Below are 18,115 nucleotides of genomic sequence, written 5' to 3'. Positions count from 1 at the left end.
TGACGTTGCGGAGGTCATAACCGGTCAGCTCGCTGATGCGCGCCAGTCGGTAGCGCAAGGTGCTGCGGTGGATGTGCAGCGTTCTCGCCGAATCATCGTAATTTCCACCGGCTTCCAGGTGCTGGCTCAGGGTGAGGACGAGCTCTGACTTCTTCGCCGTGTCGTAATCCAGAAGCGCACCCAACCATTCACGGATGAAGTCTTCGACGGCCCCGCTGGCATGAGCAGCGTCGATGAGACGGTAGAAACCAAGTTCGTCGTAGGCCGATGCACCGGCGGGCGCGGCGGAATGCAGTCGCACATCCACCGCAGCACCTTGCGCTACCGACTGGCGCGCATCAGCGAGCTGACCGGTTATGACCTCCGCAACGTCAACACCCGATTCAACCTCCACGCGGCAACAAGGGCATGGCGCTTCCTCTACCCGGAGGCTGCGCGGTAGCCGTGTCGATCAGCGACGTCACCTTCAAAACCTCCCCGCCGATCGAGAGCGGCGACACCGAGGAGGCGGCGGACATCCTGTCAGGGCTGAGCGACTGCCGATGCTGACGGCAGGTTACCTTCGCTTCGGTACGGAGGTCTCCATCGCCGGAGACGAAGTGACGGCGTACTTCATCGAGGCCCCGTTGTAAGGTGTCGCCAACAATTGCATGGCGTGACGGCAGGACGGAAACGACCTCCGTTGGGTCGGCAGCGGTCTTCACACCAGGTATGCCGGTGGACTTGAACTGGTCGAGCGACTGCCATGAGATATGCGTGAAGGTGTCGGAGGCAGAGATGCATACGCAGCTCGAATTGATGTTGGACCGACCCGTCACCGGCGCATCACCTTCTCGCTAAAAATGATGTTGAACAACCGGCTTTCACAGGACTGGCTCGGCCTCGTGCGTGTCCTCGCCCGAGAAGCAAGGCGGGCCGACGGGGTTCTCACTCACCGGCTTGTGCAGAAGGTAGAGGTCAATATGATCAATCCCGAGCCTGGCCAGGCTTGCCTCGCAGGCGCGGCGGGTACCCTCGCGCGTCGCGTGGTGCGGGAGCACCTTGTCGACAAGAAATACTTCGCTGCGCCGTCCGTCAATCGCCTCGCCGACCAAGGCTTCCGCAGCGCCGTTGCTGTACATCTCGGCCGTGTCGATCACCGTCATTCCGAGGTCGATGCCAAGACGTATCGCCGCGACCTCTTCGGCCCGCCGGCCAGGAGCTTCGGCAAAATGCCAGGTGCCCTGGCCGACTGCGGCGATCTTCTCGCCGGTAGGCAACAGTACAGACTGGGCTGAATTCATCACTGCGCCTTCCAAACTCAAGGCTCGATGTCCGGGTCAGCGAAGGTCTCTCCCCGACCGTCGCCCGCGTCAAGGCTTTTCGGCGAGGACATCCAGCTTGCTGATTTCGGGCGACGAAGCGAACAGTTCGTCTGCCTTTTCCTTAAGGGCTTGTCCGACGGCGCCCCCGAGATGCGCCTCACGTGCTGCGTCGTCTGGAAAGGCGTCGATGATGCCGAAAGTCGACGGGCCGAACCGAACTGCGAACCACGGTTGCGTGTCGGGCTCTTGCTCGACGAGCGGCAGTGCGTCGAGCAGAAACTGCTCGACGTCGTCTTCCTTGCCGGGCTTTGCTTCCAGCCGTACCAGTAGCGCCTTATTAGCCATGCTTCATCCCTTCAGGTGCGTTTAAGTTCATCGTCCCGATACGGCCGCAGGATCCTGCGCGAACTGCTCGACGATCGCTGCGCAGAATGCCGGCAGGTCGCTTGGCGACCGGCTGGTAGTCAGATTCCCGTCGATGACGACTTCCTCGTCGACAACCGTGGCCCCTGCGTTGCGCAGATCGGTACGCAGGCTGGGAAATGATGTCAGGGTGCGGCCTTCGACTACGTCAGCCTCGACCAGAGTCCAAGGCCCGTGACAGATCGCCGCGACTGGCTTCCCCGTGGCGAAGAACGCACCGACGAACGAGACGGCGGTTTCATCCATACGGAGCTTGTCGGGGTTCACAGTTCCGCCGGGCAGCAACAGCGCGTCGTAATCGTCGATCGATGCGTCGCCGACCACCCGGTCGACGGTGAATGTGCCCGCCGACTCGAGGTCGTTGTTCCGTGCCACAATCTCACCCGTCTTCAGTGCCAAGAGTTCTGTCTCCGCGCCCGCGTCCTGAAGCGCCTGTCGCGGGGACTCCAACTCGACCCGTTCGACACCGTCAGCGGCTAGGATCGCAACGCGCCTGCCCTGCAACGTATCAGCCATGGTGACTCTCCTTTCGTCGCAACGGTTACGCACCCCCTAGGCTTCGCTTCTAGACCACGGATGTCCTCGACCCGGCGGGATGAAAAATTCAATTGGATATTCACCCGGCGCACCGTGGAGTTGTCGCGGCCCCGCTGGGCGGAGACAGGTGACAATCCGCCAGTACTTCGCAGATCTATCGACTTCGGCTCGTGCCAGCAGGCCGAATTCCACGCCGCAGATTGGCCTCGCTGACCCGCTTTCCAATTGAGCATGACCCTGGATAATTCGAAGACAGCACGACCAAGTGTGGCCGCAGTTCTTCCCGCACATCGGATGCGGGACCCTGCCTTCTCGCTCGTGGAGGGTGAAATGAGGGAGAACAACACCGCCGCGACGGCTGATTATTCGGTTCATATCGAGGTGCGGCGCAAGACCGTTGACAGCAGCGTCATCCGCATTGCCGGTGGATTGTCATACGCCGCTGCCGCGTCCATCTGGCGAACCGTCGAGACCGAGTTCCGGCGGACACCCGAATTGGTGGCGCTCGACGTATCCGACGTCACCGAGATCGACGCCGCCGGTGTCGGCGTGTTGGTGGCCGCCGCCGACCGTGCGGGCGAATCGGACATCTCTCTCTGCCTCGTCGGGGCAGATGAAGGTGTGGTCGGCACTGCCCTGGCAGCAGCAGACGTAACCGAACTGTTCGAAATCGTATAAAAAAGCACTCGTCCCCTGACGGCGGCGGCGCAATCACCAGTCGTCCAACCGCCGGAACAGCACTTCGCGCACGATGAGCTGGATTGCCGCCGCCACTGGTATGGCAACCAGCGCTCCGACGATGCCGAGCAGACTCCCTCCGATGAGCACCGCGAGCACTGTGGTGATCGCCGGGATTTCCACCGCGCGCCGACGATCTTGGGTACCAGCAGATAGTCTTCGACAAAACGGTGCACGACGTAGAAGGCTACGGTGGCGATCGACACTGGGAGGGATACGGTCAGGGCCACGGCCGCGACAATCAAGCCCGCCACGGTCGATCCGAATGGCACGAGGTCCAGCACAGCCACGAATATTGCGAGCAGCACCGGTACGGAATGCCGAACGCGACAAGCCAAACGAAGGTGGCCAGCCCGGTGATTGCCGAAATCGCTACGTTGCCAAGGACATAGGCACCGACTTTCGCGCAGATCTGGTCGCCGATCAGAATTGTCCGAGCGCGACGGGACCTCGGTGCGAAGCGGTACAGGGTCGCTCGGATACGCGGGATGGAAAATCAGAAAGTAGACCGTCAGCACCGCGAGAACAAACAGGTCAGCGATTCCCCCCAGGACCGTGCTTCCTGCCTTCACTACCTCACCGACAGCCGAACCGCCGAGGTCGTGAATCGCGCCCGTGAGCCGTTGCTGTAAATCGAATCGATCATTGAGTCCGGCGATCCAGGGGGAATGGTTCTGAACCGATTGCATATAACCCCGGCGCGCGGTCCACGAACTGGCGCGCCTGCTGAAACAGGGGTGGAATGAACGCCGCGATCGATCCCACGAAGAGCGCGAAGAATGCGATCAGTACGACCGTGACCGCCCCCCACCGCGGTACTTTTCGGTTGACGAGCCACGACACCGCCGGTTCGAGGCCGAGCGCGATGAAGAATGCCGCAGCGATCAGCAGGAGCATCGACGAAACCGATTGCAGCGCGCGTACAGCGGTGTAGGTCACCGCCACCCCGGCGGCACCTGTCAACCCGATAGAACGGCGACCGCCAGTCGACCCGCGGGCCGGGTGGACCGAGTGGTTCGTCGGGTGAGCGAAGTTGTGCCGCGCGTCTCTCCGCTTCGGCGATCGGACCCTCAGCCTCGGTGTGAGCTGGCCTACGAGGCGGTGACGAGCCGTAACTTGTTGCGTCATAGGCTGATCCCCTATTCGGGGGGCCGTGGGTAGCCTAGTTCGAGGCGTTCCTAGTTCCGGATCGACACCCGGTTACGCAGCGGCGGCGTCAGCGCGGCGGCGGCCGCACCGGCCAGTGCCGCGATCGAGGGCTTCGGGGACCAGCGCAACGCCGCCATCGCCCAACCAACAGGCCGGTCAAGCGCCGGATCGGAGCCGTCATGGTCGGAGACCACCTGCGACTGTTTCGTCGGCTCGGCGAAGATGTCCAGCATGGCGGGTAGGAAGGCTCTCATGTCCTGCGGCCCTCGGCTTGTGACGAGATTGCGATCATGCACGACTTCTTGGTCGAGCCAGGTAGCGCCGGCGTTGACCAAGTCGTCGCGGATGCCGGGCCACGACGTCAGGGTCCGACCGGGGAGCAAACCCGCCGATGCCAGCACCCATGGACCGTGGCACAACGTGACAATCGGCTTTCCGCTGTGGTCGAACGCGCGAACGAAATCGCGGGCGAGGGCCGACTGGCGCAGAAGATCCGGGTTGATGAAGCCCCCCGGAAGTAGCAGTCCGTCGTAGGCGTCGGGGTCGGTGTCAGAAATCACCTTGTCCACACCCACCCGGGTCGCGGGCATGTGCAGGTTCACACCCCGGATCCGGCCCTTGCGCAACGACACGATGTCGGCTTTTGCGCCGGCCAATTGCAGTGCACGCAGTGGAACCACAAGTTCGACCTTTTCAAAGCCGTCGGCTGCCAGCACCGCGATCTTTCGCCCTGAGAGGCGTCGTGTGTTTGACATCATCCTCCTGTCAATGTCGTGACGCTCGAAGCGCCGCTTACTCTTTCGACCGTCAGCTGGTTGCTCAACCGACCGTTTGACGTGCTCTCCTGCGTCACCGCGCCTGCCCTGCTACACCCGTGCCGATGCGCGGCCGCCGCCACAGCTCCCATGCCAGCCGAACGCATCCGATGGCGGTGAGCAGTGCGAGTCCCGCAATCGCAGGCATATGCGACAACAGCGGTAAGGTCGCCGCGGCGGCGATCCCTGTCGCCGTGCGGTCGATCGGAATTTGATGGTGGTCGCGCCATCTGTAGGCGACGTCGCCCAAATAGAACAGCGCCATCCCCCCGGCAAGTGCGACCGCTGGCAGGAACGGCAGCGGCGCGGTGGCGTCCGCGACGGCGGCGTGGGCGCCCACGGCGAAAAGCATGATGCCGGCCACCATTGGAAGATGCAGATAGCTATAGGCGTCACGCGCGAGGTTGGCTCGTTCGGTACCCGTGGCCTGCTCCAGCCGCTCCTCGGCGCCGCCCGCCAACCCGAAGTAGGTCCACCAGAACGTCGCCATGATGGCAACCCCCAGTACCAGGGCGGAGATCACTGCGAAACGGTGGAGATCGTTTGCACCCCCGCCCAATTCGACGATCGCCTCACCGAGCGCGATGATGATGATCGAGCCGTGGCGGGACACGAAATACGACGGCGAGACCCGAAACCCGCCGAGACCCAGGACGGCAGGCGCGCCGTAGTCGATCACCGCAGCAGCCACCCACAGAAGTTCGCGGCCAGGCGTGTCAACAAAGGCGGCCGCCACAATGCAGGCGGGCGCCGCGACGAACGCCGGCGCTATCCGCAAGACGCTGCGCCGCATCTCAGCGTCCTCATCCGACGAATAGGCGACGAACTTCGCGACGTGAATCAACCGAACCACGAGGAGAGCGATCGCGAACACCAGCGCCCCCGTGGAAAACGCCATGGGTAGCGCCGCGGCCGCGACTAACATTGCGGCCATTGCGGCGATCAAAACCGCTTGATGCCGGACCCCTTGTGTGTCAAAGGTGTTGATCAGCCAGGTGTAGCCGACCCAGGCCCACCACACCGCGAGCAGTGCGAGCGCCGCACGGCCGAAGCCGGTCGGGGACAGATCATGCAGCATCAGCTGAGTCACCTGCGACATGGCGAACGTGAACACCAGATCGAAGAAGAGTTCGAGGTTGCCCTCCGACCGTGCACCGCCTTGGTCGTTGAAGTTCTCGCCGTCGCTGTTCACGGTGTCGCTCCGGATGGCAGCGGATGCGTCGGGACTCCTGCCCGCAGATACCTCACTCGCCAATTCCGTTCTCCGATAGACATGCGGCTAGTCTGTCGACGCGCGGACAGACGTGCGACGACACAGAAGCGCGAATACCGGTAGGTGTTTCGTTCTGGCGGGAAGAAGCTACCCGTATTTCGGCCGACTAGCCGTCGCCTGAGAGGGAGTGCGCTGGTGTGACCAAATCGTCGCCGGACTTTCGCCCCGTCAGGATGAATTGGGCCTCCGAGTCTGTCCCGTGCCCGCCCGTTCAGAGCGGTCGAATCTCTCTTGCTGGCGTGCTCCATAAGCCGCCTCCTTGACCGCTTTGTCGTCTTCCAGCCCCGATCCGAGCGCGCCTCCGAGCGTCGCGACCGCGGCCACCAGCCACGCCAGCCTCAGATAGTCGGCGGGTCCGACGGGGTGATCGAGCGACTGCTCGAGCATCTGTGGCGGCAGGGTCCACCAAGCCGTCAGCACCAACAGAACGAAGGTTGTCGCGTGGAGAACGACAACACCAATGGTCAGTGTCGCGACAGTCGACGCGTTGTACAGGGCTGCGCGTTCCCGTTCAACTGGCGAAGTCGGCCGTTCCCACAGTTTGTGATTCACGATCAGCCAACCGATCATCGCTGCGGTGGCCAGAACCGTGGTCACACCTACCCGCCACGGTCCCATCGTCGACGACAACTGCCATATTGTCGGGTAGGCCAGGCTGACGGCTCCAGTGGCGAAGGTCGCCATCATGACGCGCGACATACCCGCCGCCAATTTCCACGGCCGGTTCGCATAGATCATCCCCGCGAGTAAGCGCAGCCGCGCAAACCTATGCGGTGCGGCGTACCGCACAGCATCGTCTCCTTCAGTTCGAATCAGCCCGCTGGGGACGCGGGTCCGATTACCGTCTTCCCTCGCGACTTCGTCGACAATTGACTCGACCGTCGCGCGCACACGGCGACTGACGAACAATCCCCCAACGCCGGGAATGGAAATCACCCCGAAGCGGTGCGGCACACTGATGTCGGCGACCACGGGATGGGTGCCGTCGTGGCGGGGCAGATCCGTCATGTAAACGACGACATCCTCGTCATGACCCGCAGGATCGACGCTTTCGAGTACATCGGCCAACGAAGCGTGATCAGTCAGAAGGTAAGTGCCCGTCTTCACCGAAACCGTCCATTGCGGGGAAGACGCTTGACCGGCCAGGAGTTTCGGCAACTCCGCCGACAACTGTTCAGCCAACCCCGAAGGGGCACCCGGATCCGCAGCAAGGAGAAGTGACGTAAACACAGAAGCGACGGCTACCCTGCAAACCCGACTTCAAACAGCACGCCGCGGCCGAGCCGCCTCGCCGGTCTGAGGGAGTGCACTGTCGTGTCGAAATTTCTGCCACCTTTTCGCCTCAACAGGACGAGGTGAATTGTATGTGGGTTTGCCAGAATCGACGGCGCTGACACTCGAAATCTTCAATAATGCTGATATCAGGTGGTTCACAGAAGCCAGTGTCATGCAGGTGCCCTGTGAGACAGTTTGCTGGGTGAAGCGACTTGCCGATGCTGCGGCTGTTTTTCCGACGGGGACACGGGTAGCCGGGCTCAGCCCTCAAATATCACGAGCACAGAGGAGTCTTCATGAAGGCAATGACGTATCGCGGACCGTACAAAGTGCGAGTCGAGGAAAAAGACCGGCCTCGGATCGAGCATCCCAACGATGCGATCGTGCGGGTGCAACTCGCCGCCATCTGCGGGTCCGATCTGCACCTCTACCACGGCCTGATGCCCGACACCCGGGTTGGCCATACTTTCGGACACGAGTTCATCGGCGTCGTCGACGAGGTCGGCCCCTCCGTACAGAACATCAAGGCCGGCGATCGGGTGATGGTGCCGTTTAACATCTACTGCGGTTCGTGCTACTTCTGCGCCAGGGGTCTGTACTCCAACTGCCACAACGTCAATCCGAATGCCACTGCGGTCGGCGGGATCTACGGTTACTCACACACCTGCGGCGGCTATGACGGTGGCCAAGCGGAGTTCGTTCGCGTTCCGTTCGCCGACGTCGGCCCGTCGGTGATCCCCGATTGGATGGCGGACGAGGACGCACTGCTGTGCACGGATGCCCTGTCGACGGGATATTTCGGCGCACAACTCGGCGACATAGTCGAAGGCGACACGGTGGTGGTGTTCGGTGCCGGGCCGGTTGGCCTGTTCGCGGCCAAGTCATCGTGGTTGATGGGGGCGGCACGGGTGATCGTGATCGACCACCTCGACTACCGGCTCACGAAGGCGCGCGAGTTCGCTCACGCCGAGACCTACAACTTCGGCGAGTACGGCGACATCGTTTTGGAGATGAAGAAAGCCACCGACTTTCTCGGTGCCGATGTGGCCATCGACGCGGTAGGGGCCGAAGCCGACGGGAATCTCTTCCAGCACGTGACCACGGCGAAGTTGAAATTGCAGGGCGGCTCCCCTATTGCGCTGAACTGGGCTATCGACTCAGTTCGCAAGGGTGGCACGATTTCGGTGATAGGTGCCTACGGGCCTATGTTCAGCGCCGTCAAGTTCGGCGACGCGATGAACAAGGGTCTGACCATCCACGCCAACCAGGCGCCGGTGAAGCGGCAGTGGCCCCGCTTGTTCGAACATATTGAGAACGGTTATCTGAAGCCCAGTGACATTGTCACCCATCGGATTCCGCTGGAGCACATCGCCGAGGGCTACCACGTCTTCTCGTCGAAGCTGGACGACATCATCAAGCCGATCATCACAGTCAACCCCAACTGACAATTACCAGGAGAATTTCATGACACGAATGAGCGAACGCGTCCCGGCGTACACATCCGACCACCCGCCAGTCCCCGACAAGGACAGCCTGCAGGCGCGCATCCCCGGATGGGGCGCCGACCTCAACAAGGAGAACCGGCCCTCAGTGCCCAAGCTGAAGTTCCTCGACACCGGTGCCTGGTGGGAATTTCCGGAGCGCCAACCCGAGAACGCGGCGCGGGAACGGTCGGTCGAGCACAAGTTTCTGACGCCGGCATTTGGGACGGCTCAGCCCCTGCGTGGTATCTCCGGCGTCATGCGCCGATTCGCCTACAGATTCAGTGAAGGCCGCGCGGCGCACTGGCTCATCCTGCTGTACGCCGACCGTGTTGATGCCGCCGAGCACCACCTTCGTTCGATGGCAACTCTGCGACCGGACAACCCGATCACCGAAACCGGAATCAAGGGCGAATGGACCCACAACGGCATGAAGTCCAGGGTCAGCAGGAAAAGAGTTGACACACACCACATGTGGCTGGACCCGCTGATCGTGGGGGCCCCATGGCTTTTGGTGACCACGGTGATCATCCGCCTGCTCAGAAATCTGCGAGCCGGCAGATGACAAGCCGCTAACCACAGTTGGTTCTGGTCCCCGGCGAGTGGCACCGTACGCCGTCGGTTTGTGACACAGACCAATTCAGGATGTACTGATCCGGAGGTTAGATGGCAAAACGCGCAACCAGAACGTGACCAAGATTTGAGACCTTCGGATGGCGCATATTCCAGACGGCTCCAAATCCGTTCGCGCCATGTCGATTTCGACATAGGCGTATATCGGCATTGCAGCTGTCGCGATCGCCTGCCTGCGCGAGTAAGGGCTCAAGTGCCGGGTGGCCAAGGGCATCGCAGCTGTCGCTAGACCGTCGCGGTGCTGAGCCCCCATGGACCCATCGTGGCGGAAAGCTGCCAAATGGTGGGATAGGCCTCTGATGGCTGATCGTCAACCACAAGCCGTTCGCACTATTCGTGCTGACCGCATGGTGGACGCTTCCGCCACAGTTGCCCGAGCAGTTCTCGGCCACGGAGTCGGCCCGTCGGACTATTTACACCGCTGGCTTGGCTGGTGGGCGCGGCGGCAACGTTGGGCGGCGCTTTAGGGTCAGCGTTGAAGATGACCAAGCCGTGAGGCAGCGAATTATGGAGCACGCCAGTAGCAGCGATTCCAGCGTTTCGAGCCAGACCGCAAGACTAGTTCGGCTCAGTGAAACGCCCCAAGAGGGAAATATCAGAACTGCTCAATCAGCAGGCTAAATCAGTGCTAAGTCGAGCTGCGGACGGCAGAAGATGGTCACGCAGGAGTCGGCTGCTTCGCCAAAGAGCTTTTCGCGTCCCTCGGCATGGGTACTCGTCTGAGCGCGATGACAGGAAATTCTCACCCAGCCACGAACGACATCGACCCCTATGTGCGTGTCTACGGTACGCGGGTCCACAATTTGCGAGGTCTTGATCTTGTAGCACCGCGCAACGCGTTCGTCGCCTTCACCGGCATTTCCGGATCCGGCAAGTCGTCATTGGCCTTCGGCACCATCTACGCCGAGGCCCAACGCCGCTATTTCGAGTCGGTCGCTCCGTACGCCCGTCGCCTGCTCCTGCCAACCGGCGCGCCCAAAGTCGACGACATCACCGGGCTCCCGCCTGCAGTCGCATTGCAGCAGCGCCGAGGCTCGGCGACGTCGCGGTCGACGGTCGGCACAGTCACCACCTTGTCGAACCTGCTGCGGATGCTGTTCTCGCGCGCCGGGACCTACCCTGTGGGAGCTACGGAACGACTGGACTCCGACGCCTTCTCCCCGAACACCGCGGTAGGAGCCTGCCCAGAGTGTCACGGTCTCGGGCGGATCCACCGGGTCACCGAAGAGACATTGGTGCCAGACCCGTCTCTGACCATCCGCGAAGGCGCTGTCGCAGCATGGCCGGGCGCATGGCAGGGCCAAAATCTACGCGACATCCTAATCACCCTCGGCTACGACATCGACAAGCCATGGCGGAAACTGCCTAAGCGGCAACGCAACTGGATCCTGTTCACCGATGAACAGCCAACAGTCGAAATCGACCCAGGCCAGCACCCCGTGCAAGCCGATTACTACTACAACGGCACATTCTCCAGTGCCGAGCGTCACGTCCGCCATACCTTGGCCAATTCGCACAGCGCAATGATGCGACGACGCGTACTGCAGTTCGTCGACAGCGTCGATTGCCCGCTATGCGACGGGTCCGGACTCAGACCCGAGGCGCTCAAAGTGACATTCGCCGGGCGCACGATTGCCGAGTACGCGGCGATGCCGTTGGCCGAACTTGCCGACGCGCTACGCCCGACGGCTTCTCGGTCCGACGCCGGCGCCGCCTATGAGTCAACGGAATCCGGCGAGCTGACTGAAGTCGCGACGATGATCGCCGCCGACCTCGTCGCGCGCCTGCAGATACTCATCGACCTCGGCCTCGGCTATCTCACACTCCATCGCCGGACTCCGACGGTCTCACCCGGCGAACTGCAGCGTTTGCGGCTGGCCACACAATTACGTGCCGGCTTGTTCGGTGTTCTCTACGTGCTCGATGAGCCGTCAGCCGGACTGCACCCCGCAGACGCCGAACCACTACTCGACGTACTCGACCGCCTGCGGCGGGCAGGCAATTCTTTGTTCGTGGTCGAGCACGACATGGACGTGGTCCACCGCGCCGATTGGATAGTCGACGTCGGACCCGGGGCCGGCGAGCTCGGCGGGAAACTGCTCTACAGCGGCCCGGTAGCAGGCCTCGCGGACGTCGAGGGGTCGGTCACTCGCAAGTACCTTTTCCACCGCGGGCAGCCAGCACCTCGTCCAGCTCGCACAGAGTCCGGGCGACTGAGGCTGCGCGGAATCTGCTTCCACAATTTGGAAGACCTCGATGTGGACCTGCCACTGGGCGTGTACACAGCGATCACCGGAGTCTCCGGTTCAGGAAAATCGACGCTTGTCGTCAAGGTCCTCGGCGATGTCGTCAACAGCCACCTCGGTACGGCACGCGCAGCCGAGCCGGCCGAACCGGACGACGGCGAAGCCGACAGCGGGATCATCGACCTCGATCATGACGCGAGCGTGGGTGTGACGGCCGAGGGGGTCGAGGAGATTGACCGGCTGGTGTCGGTCGACCAGCGCCCGATTGGGCGCACGCCGCGCTCCACGCTGGCGACGTACACCGGGTTGTTCGACGCGGTGCGTCGGGAGTTCGCCGCGACCCCGAAGGCGCGTCGCCGCGGTTGGACCGCAGGAAGATTCTCCTTCAACGTAGCCGACGGTCGCTGTCCCACCTGTCAGGGGGAGGGATTCGTGGCGGTCGAATTGTTGTTCCTGCCGGGCACATACGCCAAATGCCCGTCGTGCCATGGCGCGCGGTACTCCGAAGAGACGCTTGAGGTGCACTATCGCGGCAGGACGGTTGCCGACGTGCTCGCGATGACGGTCGACGAAGCTTCGGCGTTTCTCGCCGACGTGGCCAGCGCTTCGCGCAGTCTCACCACGCTGCAAGAGGTGGGATTGGGGTATCTGCGCCTCGGACAGCCCGCCACCGAACTGTCGGGTGGCGAGGCCCAGCGGATCAAACTCGCCTCGGAGCTGCAGCGGCCCCGACGCGGACACACCCTTTACGTCCTCGACGAGCCGACCACCGGGCTTCACCCCGCCGACGTGGATCTGCTCGATAATCAATTGCATCGCCTGGTCGATGCGGGCAACACCGTAGTCGTGGCCGAACATGACATGCGCATGGTCGCGGGCGCCGACTGGGTCATCGACCTGGGACCGGGCGCCGGCAGTAAGGGAGGTCGGGTGGTTGCAGCAGGTCCACCCGAGATGGTGGCGCGTGCCAAACACAGCCGCACAGCGCCGTATCTCGCGAAGCGGTTGGCAACGCCCGCAAATCGATGAAGATGTTGTCACACCATCAGCTCCGTTGTAGAGGCCGATCCTGACGCCGGAGAGTCCACCTGCTTGAGACATCAATCCGCCCTCGGCCTCTGCCACGGAGCCTTCGTTTAGCGAAGGTATGCCGCCTCTAACGTGGATGCGGACTGACTGCGACTGTGCTGCCGCCGAAGATTCGAGGCCTGGAATCCGCCGCTTGAGCTGCTGCTTTCAGTGCCCCCAGTCGGACTCGAACCGACACTGTGCGGATTTTAAGTCCGCTGCCTCTGCCAATTGGGCTATGGGGGCCCGTCCTCGCTGAGCACGCTACCCGCTCGGCCCAGGTCGCCTGGCCTTCGGTTGCGACGCGAAAAACTACGTCCTGCGATCCGCCATATCTGCGCGACGCGTCACCTAAGTTCAGTGAAGTGGAACCGCCCCACAGCTATCTCCGGGAGCACTCCGCCTCGGTGGTGCACCACGTGGACTATCTCGACGCAGGTGACGGCCATGCGCTCTGCGGTATCGCGCTTGAGAATCCCCAAGCTCTGACCCAGCCAGAGGCCGCCCACGAGCTCTGCCCCGACTGTGAAGCACGCCTGGTCTTCTATCACCTCGAATGGTGGCGCCAGAAAGCCGAGGCGGCCAACAAGGAGCTCGAGGAGCTGCGCGCCAAGTTTTGCGAGCTGCAGGATGAGGGTGGCGACCAGGGGCCGCCGGTCGCCTCTGAGGGCCACGCCAAAGAAATCCCCGCAGAACCCGAGCCGACAACGTTGATCGATCGCGCGGTGCGCGAGCTCACAGAACTCTGCCGACAGTTCAATGGTGCGGTCCCCTACTGGCGCCTGAAGAAGACCATGCAGGAGTTCAGTGACCGGCTCGATACTGACCAACGGGTGCTTCTCGCCGAGGAGATCGGCGCCGATGGCTCGCTGATCCGTTGGGCCACAAACAAAGTCGAATCGCTGGGATGGCAGGTTACCAATAGCCCGGTCCAGGAGAACTCCGAGATGATGTGGCAGGAGTGGCTCCAGGAGGCACAACAGCCTGCGCCGAAAAAGACCAAGCGGCGGTTCGGACGACCCCGGTAGTCGGCTTCAGCGAAATAAACCGTTAAAGACGACCGCCTCGCCGTCAAGAAAGCGTTAAGACCGTCAGCGGCACGGTCAGCCGGATGTTGTATGGCTCAGGCCGCCGAAGTCCGGCGGCCAGTAAAGCGTTCGGAGTGACGTGTCGGTCCTCATCTACATCGCGCTGACGGTGGCGGTGTTCGCCCTGCTCGGCTGGATACAGAAGTTGGTCGAGGGATTATGAGCGACAACCTCGTCGGCCTGGCGCTGGCCGTGCTGCTGGCCCTCTTCCTCTTCGCCGCCCTGCTCTTCCCCGAGAGGTTCTAGTGACTTCGCTGTCTTCCGGGACGGCGGGGCTCCTCTTCCTCGCCTCCCTGGTCATCGGCCTCGCCGCCGTGCACATCCCGCTGGGCGACTACATGTATCGCGTCTACACCTCCGCCAGAGATCTGCGGGGCGAGCGTCTCCTCTACCGCTTGATCGGAGCCGACCCCAAGTCGGAACAGACATGGGGCGGGTATGCGCGCAGCGTGCTGGCCTTCTCCGCGGTCAGTCTGCTGTTCCTGTACGGCGTTCAACTGGTGCAAGGCCACCTGCCGCTGCACCTCGACGATCCCGCCACGCCGATGACGCCGGCGCTCGCCTGGAACACCGCCGTCAGCTTCGTCACCAACACCAACTGGCAGGCCTACTCAGGTGAGTCCACGCAGGGACACCTCGTTCAGATGGCTGGTCTCGCCGTCCAGAACTTCGTATCGGCCGCCGTTGGGATGGCCGTCGCCATAGCCTTCGTCCGTGGTTTGGCCCGTCGCAACACCGGCCAGCTCGGAAATTTTTGGGTCGATCTCATCCGCGGCAGCATCCGAATCCTCCTGCCGCTGGCAGCAATTGGCGCCCTCATCCTGATCACCGGCGGTGCTGTTCAGAACTTTCATGTCCACGACCAGGTGATCGACACACTCAACGGCGGGCAGCAGACAATCACCGGCGGCCCGGTCGCGAGCCAGGAGAGCATCAAGCTTCTGGGCACCAACGGCGGCGGCTTCTTCAACGCCAATTCCGCCCATCCGTTCGAGAATTCGACCGCCTGGACGAACTGGGTCGAGATCTTCCTGCTTACCTGCATTGCCTTTTCGCTGCCCCGCACCTTCGGCCGCATAATCGACAGCAGGAAGCAGGGCTACGCCATCGTCTCGGTGATGTCGGTGATCGCCCTCGCCAGCGTCACGCTGATCATGACCTTCCAAGCCCAACACCGCGGCACGGTAGCCACCGCGGTCGGCTCTGCCATGGAAGGTGTCGAACAGCGTTTCGGCGTGCCCGATTCGGCGGTCTTCGCCGATCTGACGACGCTGACGTCGACCGGCGCGGTGGACTCAGCTCACGACTCCTACACCAGCCTCGGCGGCCTGATCACGCTGTTCAACATGCAGCTCGGCGAAGTCGCTCCCGGCGGTGTCGGGTCCGGCCTCTACGGCATGCTCATCCTCGCCATCATCACCGTGTTCGTCGCCGGTCTGATGGTCGGCCGCACACCGGAATACCTCGGCAAGAAAATCACGCCGCGCGAGATCAAGCTTGCCGCAACTTATTTCCTCATCACAGCGCTGATCGTGCTGACCGGCACAGCAGTCGCCGTCGCCATGCCGGGTCAGCGCGAAAGCATGCTCAACGCCGGACCGCACGGCCTCTCCGAAGTGCTGTACGCGTTCACCTCGGCAGCCAACAACAACGGTTCGGCGTTCGCCGGCCTCAGCGCCAACACCGACTGGTACAACACGGCACTGGGCCTGGCGGTGTTGTTCGGCCGGTTCCTGCCGATGATCTTCTTACTGGCACTTGCGGGCTCGCTCGCCAAGCAAGGCAAGACGCCCCACTCCGTCGGAACGCTACCCACCCATCGGCCGCAATTCGTCGGCATGGTGGCCGGGGTCACCCTCATCCTCGTCGCCCTCACTTTCCTGCCCACGCTCGCGCTGGGCCCCCTCGCCGAAGGGATCCACTGATGACCGCCACCGCCGTCGATTCTCTGCCCGCGGCACAGCCGAAAGCAGCCACGCCCGAGCGCATTCAGGGCGGATTGCTCAATCCCCGCATCGTGTTTCGGTCGATTCCCGACGCGCTCCGCAAGCTGAACCCACACACGCTCTGGCGCAATCCCGTCATGTTCATCGTCGAAATCGGCGCCGCATGGAGCACCGTGCTCGCTATCGTCAACCCGTCGTGGTTTGCCTGGATGACCGTCGCATGGCTGTGGCTGACCGTGATCTTCGCCAACCTCGCCGAAGCCGTCGCCGAAGGGCGCGGTAAGGCACAGGCCGAAACGCTGCGTAGGACCAAGACGGCCACCATGGCTCGTCGTCTCGACAGGTGGTCGCCCGGGGTGGCGGGGCGCGAACACGAGGTGGCCGCAGCGCTACTGCGGCAGGGCGACATCGTTGTCGTCGAGGCCGGCCAGACCATCCCCGGCGATGGTGATGTCCTGGAAGGCATTGCCTCCGTTGACGAGTCGGCGATCACCGGCGAGTCTGCGCCGGTCATTCGCGAGTCGGGCGGTGACCGCTCAGCCGTTACCGGAGGCACCACCGTGTTGTCCGACCGGATCATTGTCAAGATCACCCAGAAGCCCGGTGACAGCTTCATCGACCGGATGATCGCGCTCGTCGAAGGTGCCAACCGACAGAAGACGCCCAACGAGATTGCACTGAACATCCTGCTCGCATCGTTGACGATCATCTTCCTGTTCGCCGTCGCGACCCTGCAGCCACTCGCGATCTACTCCAAGACCAACAGCCCCGGTGTTGCGGATACGTTCACGCTCAACGGCAGTGGCGTATCGGGCATCGTCATGGTGTCGCTGCTGGTGTGCCTCATCCCGACGACGATCGGCGCGCTGCTGTCCGCGATCGGCATCGCGGGCATGGACCGCCTCGTTCAGCGCAATGTGCTCGCGATGTCGGGCCGCGCGGTAGAGGCCGCCGGCGACGTGAACACGCTCTTGCTCGACAAGACCGGAACGATCACGCTGGGAAACCGACAGGCGGCGGCGTTCGTGCCGTTGACCGGCGTCTCACCGGAATCACTCGCCGATGCGGCTCAGTTGTCCAGCCTTGCAGATGAAACGCCCGAGGGCCGGTCGATCGTCGTGTTCGCCAAACAGCGCTACGGCCTTCGGGCCCGCACTCCCGGAGAGCTCGACAGGGCGCGCTGGGTCGAGTTCAGCGCCACCACACGAATGTCGGGTGTGGACATCGGTGAGCGCCGGCTGCGTAAGGGGGCGGCGGCTGCGGTGGCCGATTGGATTCGCTCCGAGGGAGGCACGATACCGGCCGAACTCGGTGAGATCGTCGACGGAATTTCCGCTGCCGGCGGTACCCCGCTTGTCGTTGCACACGTCTGCACCGACGACACCGATCCCACGACCGCCGAAGTGCTGGGCGCCATCCACCTCAAGGACGTCGTCAAGCACGGCATGCGAGAGCGATTCGACGAGATGCGCAGAATGGGCATCCGCACCGTGATGATCACTGGGGATAACCCGTTGACCGCTAAGGCGATCGCCGCCGAGGCGGGCGTCGACGACTTTCTCGCCGAGGCCACTCCCGAGGACAAGATGGCGCTGATCATGAAGGAGCAGGCCGACGGCAAGCTGGTGGCGATGACCGGCGACGGCACCAATGACGCGCCCGCCCTTGCCCAGGCCGACGTCGGCGTGGCGATGAACACCGGCACGTCGGCGGCTAAGGAGGCCGGCAACATGGTCGACCTCGACTCCGACCCGACGAAGCTGATCGAAATCGTGGAGATCGGCAAGCAGTTGCTCATCACACGCGGCGCGCTGACGACATTTTCGATCGCCAACGACATCGCGAAGTACTTTGCGATCATCCCGGCCATGTTCGTCGTGCTGTTCCCCGGCCTCGATGTGTTGAACATCATGCGGCTGCACAGCCCGCAGTCGGCGATCCTGTCCGCCGTCATCTTCAACGCGATCATCATCGTCGTGCTCATCCCGCTCGCGTTACGAGGCGTGCGCTACACGCCCAGCAGTGCCTCAAAGTTGTTGAGCCGCAACCTCTACCTGTATGGCCTCGGCGGCATCATCACGCCGTTCGTGGGCATCAAGCTGATCGACCTCGTCGTCCAACTCTTCCCTGGAATGTGAG

Annotated in this window: 18 protein-coding genes, 1 tRNA gene and 1 pseudogene; 10 read left to right on the top strand and 10 right to left on the bottom strand. The window is 62.9% G+C overall.

Annotated elements, in window-relative coordinates:
- Positions 1-307, bottom strand: a 307-nt coding sequence (locus A5651_RS00650; protein WP_197496490.1) for a helix-turn-helix domain-containing protein, incomplete at its 3' end; no start/stop codon positions are given.
- On the opposite strand from A5651_RS00650, the gene A5651_RS26340 reads away from it, so the two are divergent.
- The gene (locus A5651_RS26340; RefSeq protein ID WP_369803893.1) at positions 221-442 is read left to right on the top strand and encodes a helix-turn-helix domain-containing protein; all 222 of its coding nucleotides are present in this window, start codon (positions 221-223) and stop codon (positions 440-442) included. The genes A5651_RS00650 and A5651_RS26340 overlap by 87 nt on opposite strands.
- Positions 443-711: 269 nt before the next feature.
- The gene (locus tag A5651_RS26335; protein WP_369803892.1) at positions 712-840 is read left to right on the top strand and encodes a hypothetical protein; all 129 of its coding nucleotides are present in this window, start codon (positions 712-714) and stop codon (positions 838-840) included.
- Positions 841-863: 23 nt separating this feature from the next.
- Here A5651_RS26335 and A5651_RS00645 read toward each other — a convergent pair whose 3' ends face one another.
- The 3 genes from A5651_RS00645 to A5651_RS00635 form a co-directional block, all read right to left on the bottom strand.
- On the bottom strand, positions 864-1,283 hold the full coding sequence (locus A5651_RS00645; RefSeq protein WP_066974531.1) for an aldo/keto reductase: 420 nt from the start codon (positions 1,281-1,283) through the stop codon (positions 864-866).
- 69 nt (positions 1,284-1,352) lie between these two features.
- Complete coding sequence (locus A5651_RS00640; RefSeq protein ID WP_066974529.1) at positions 1,353-1,649, bottom strand: putative quinol monooxygenase; 297 nt, start codon at positions 1,647-1,649, stop codon at positions 1,353-1,355.
- 27 nt (positions 1,650-1,676) lie between these two features.
- Positions 1,677-2,243 (bottom strand): type 1 glutamine amidotransferase domain-containing protein, encoded by a 567-nt coding sequence (locus A5651_RS00635; protein ID WP_066974527.1) that lies wholly within the window; start codon positions 2,241-2,243, stop codon positions 1,677-1,679.
- Positions 2,244-2,594: 351 nt separating this feature from the next.
- Between A5651_RS00635 and A5651_RS00630 the strand changes: the two genes are divergently transcribed.
- Positions 2,595-2,942, top strand: a complete 348-nt coding sequence (locus A5651_RS00630; RefSeq protein WP_066974554.1) for an STAS domain-containing protein — start codon at positions 2,595-2,597, stop codon at positions 2,940-2,942.
- 33 nt (positions 2,943-2,975) lie between these two features.
- On the opposite strand, the gene A5651_RS25805 is transcribed toward A5651_RS00630, so the two are convergent.
- The 5 genes and pseudogenes from A5651_RS25805 to A5651_RS00610 form a co-directional block, all read right to left on the bottom strand.
- Positions 2,976-3,125, bottom strand: coding sequence for a hypothetical protein (locus tag A5651_RS25805; protein ID WP_231988439.1), 150 nt, complete (start codon positions 3,123-3,125; stop codon positions 2,976-2,978).
- A 519-nt stretch (positions 3,126-3,644) separates the two neighbouring features.
- Positions 3,645-3,947 carry an AI-2E family transporter gene (locus tag A5651_RS25800; protein ID WP_231988437.1) on the bottom strand — a complete coding sequence of 101 codons (303 nt, stop codon included), beginning with the start codon at positions 3,945-3,947 and terminating at the stop codon, positions 3,645-3,647.
- 410 nt (positions 3,948-4,357) lie between these two features.
- Positions 4,358-4,906 (bottom strand): annotated as a pseudogene (locus A5651_RS00620) (type 1 glutamine amidotransferase domain-containing protein); the annotation flags it as partial.
- A 94-nt stretch (positions 4,907-5,000) separates the two neighbouring features.
- On the bottom strand, positions 5,001-6,158 hold the full coding sequence (locus A5651_RS00615; RefSeq protein WP_066974525.1) for a low temperature requirement protein A: 1,158 nt from the start codon (positions 6,156-6,158) through the stop codon (positions 5,001-5,003).
- Between the two features lie 249 nt (positions 6,159-6,407).
- Entirely contained in the window at positions 6,408-7,346 is a 939-nt protein-coding gene (locus A5651_RS00610) for a hypothetical protein (RefSeq protein WP_231988435.1), read from the bottom strand.
- A 464-nt stretch (positions 7,347-7,810) separates the two neighbouring features.
- Here A5651_RS00610 and A5651_RS00605 point away from each other — a divergent pair, with 464 nt between their 5' ends.
- The 3 genes from A5651_RS00605 to A5651_RS00595 all read left to right on the top strand — a co-directional run bounded on the left by A5651_RS00605 (position 7,811) and on the right by A5651_RS00595 (position 12,903).
- Positions 7,811-8,959 carry a zinc-dependent alcohol dehydrogenase gene (locus tag A5651_RS00605; RefSeq protein WP_066974521.1) on the top strand — a complete coding sequence of 383 codons (1,149 nt, stop codon included), beginning with the start codon at positions 7,811-7,813 and terminating at the stop codon, positions 8,957-8,959.
- Positions 8,960-8,978: 19 nt separating this feature from the next.
- A complete protein-coding gene (locus A5651_RS00600; protein WP_066974519.1) occupies positions 8,979-9,560 on the top strand; it encodes a hypothetical protein in 582 nt (193 codons plus the stop codon).
- 796 nt (positions 9,561-10,356) lie between these two features.
- On the top strand, positions 10,357-12,903 hold the full coding sequence (locus A5651_RS00595; RefSeq protein WP_066974517.1) for an excinuclease ABC subunit UvrA: 2,547 nt from the start codon (positions 10,357-10,359) through the stop codon (positions 12,901-12,903).
- Between the two features lie 211 nt (positions 12,904-13,114).
- Here the strand turns inward: A5651_RS00595 and A5651_RS00590 are convergent.
- Positions 13,115-13,188, bottom strand: a tRNA-Leu gene (locus A5651_RS00590).
- 173 nt (positions 13,189-13,361) lie between these two features.
- Here A5651_RS00590 and A5651_RS00585 point away from each other — a divergent pair.
- The 4 genes from A5651_RS00585 (at position 13,362) to kdpB (ending at position 18,114) form a co-directional block, all read left to right on the top strand.
- Entirely contained in the window at positions 13,362-13,970 is a 609-nt protein-coding gene (locus A5651_RS00585) for a hypothetical protein (RefSeq protein WP_231988433.1), read from the top strand.
- A gap of 219 nt (positions 13,971-14,189) precedes the next feature.
- Positions 14,190-14,276, top strand: a complete 87-nt coding sequence (kdpF, locus tag A5651_RS26330; protein WP_197496489.1) for a K(+)-transporting ATPase subunit F — start codon at positions 14,190-14,192, stop codon at positions 14,274-14,276.
- 8 nt (positions 14,277-14,284) lie between these two features.
- Positions 14,285-15,955, top strand: a complete 1,671-nt coding sequence (kdpA, locus tag A5651_RS00575; RefSeq protein WP_066974548.1) for a potassium-transporting ATPase subunit KdpA — start codon at positions 14,285-14,287, stop codon at positions 15,953-15,955.
- Entirely contained in the window at positions 15,955-18,114 is a 2,160-nt protein-coding gene (gene kdpB / locus A5651_RS00570; RefSeq protein WP_066974515.1) for a potassium-transporting ATPase subunit KdpB, read from the top strand. Before kdpA ends, kdpB begins: the two co-directional genes overlap by 1 nt.
- Position 18,115: the final 1 nt, after the last annotated feature.

This window comes from Mycobacterium sp. 1274761.0, from assembly GCF_001668615.1.
GTDB lineage: Bacteria > Actinomycetota > Actinomycetes > Mycobacteriales > Mycobacteriaceae > Mycobacterium.
The sequence above is the reverse complement of the archived record's forward strand: the minus strand, read 5'-3'. Positions and strand labels throughout refer to the sequence as shown.

What these genes read in the sequence shown, in the direction of transcription:
- A5651_RS00605 (WP_066974521.1), top strand. Translation starts at nt 7,811, where the DNA reads ATGAAGGCAATGACGTATCGCGGACCGTACAAAGTGCGAGTCGAGGAA.
- A5651_RS26340 (WP_369803893.1), top strand. Translation starts at nt 221, where the DNA reads ATGAGCAGCGTCGATGAGACGGTAGAAACCAAGTTCGTCGTAGGCCGA.
- A5651_RS00630 (WP_066974554.1), top strand. Translation starts at nt 2,595, where the DNA reads ATGAGGGAGAACAACACCGCCGCGACGGCTGATTATTCGGTTCATATC.
- A5651_RS00640 (WP_066974529.1), bottom strand. Translation starts at nt 1,649, where the DNA reads ATGGCTAATAAGGCGCTACTGGTACGGCTGGAAGCAAAGCCCGGCAAG.
- A5651_RS26335 (WP_369803892.1), top strand. Translation starts at nt 712, where the DNA reads ATGCCGGTGGACTTGAACTGGTCGAGCGACTGCCATGAGATATGCGTG.
- A5651_RS00635 (WP_066974527.1), bottom strand. Translation starts at nt 2,243, where the DNA reads ATGGCTGATACGTTGCAGGGCAGGCGCGTTGCGATCCTAGCCGCTGAC.
- kdpB (WP_066974515.1), top strand. Translation starts at nt 15,955, where the DNA reads ATGACCGCCACCGCCGTCGATTCTCTGCCCGCGGCACAGCCGAAAGCA.
- A5651_RS00600 (WP_066974519.1), top strand. Translation starts at nt 8,979, where the DNA reads ATGACACGAATGAGCGAACGCGTCCCGGCGTACACATCCGACCACCCG.
- A5651_RS00645 (WP_066974531.1), bottom strand. Translation starts at nt 1,283, where the DNA reads ATGAATTCAGCCCAGTCTGTACTGTTGCCTACCGGCGAGAAGATCGCC.
- kdpF (WP_197496489.1), top strand. Translation starts at nt 14,190, where the DNA reads ATGAGCGACAACCTCGTCGGCCTGGCGCTGGCCGTGCTGCTGGCCCTC.
- A5651_RS00595 (WP_066974517.1), top strand. Translation starts at nt 10,357, where the DNA reads ATGACAGGAAATTCTCACCCAGCCACGAACGACATCGACCCCTATGTG.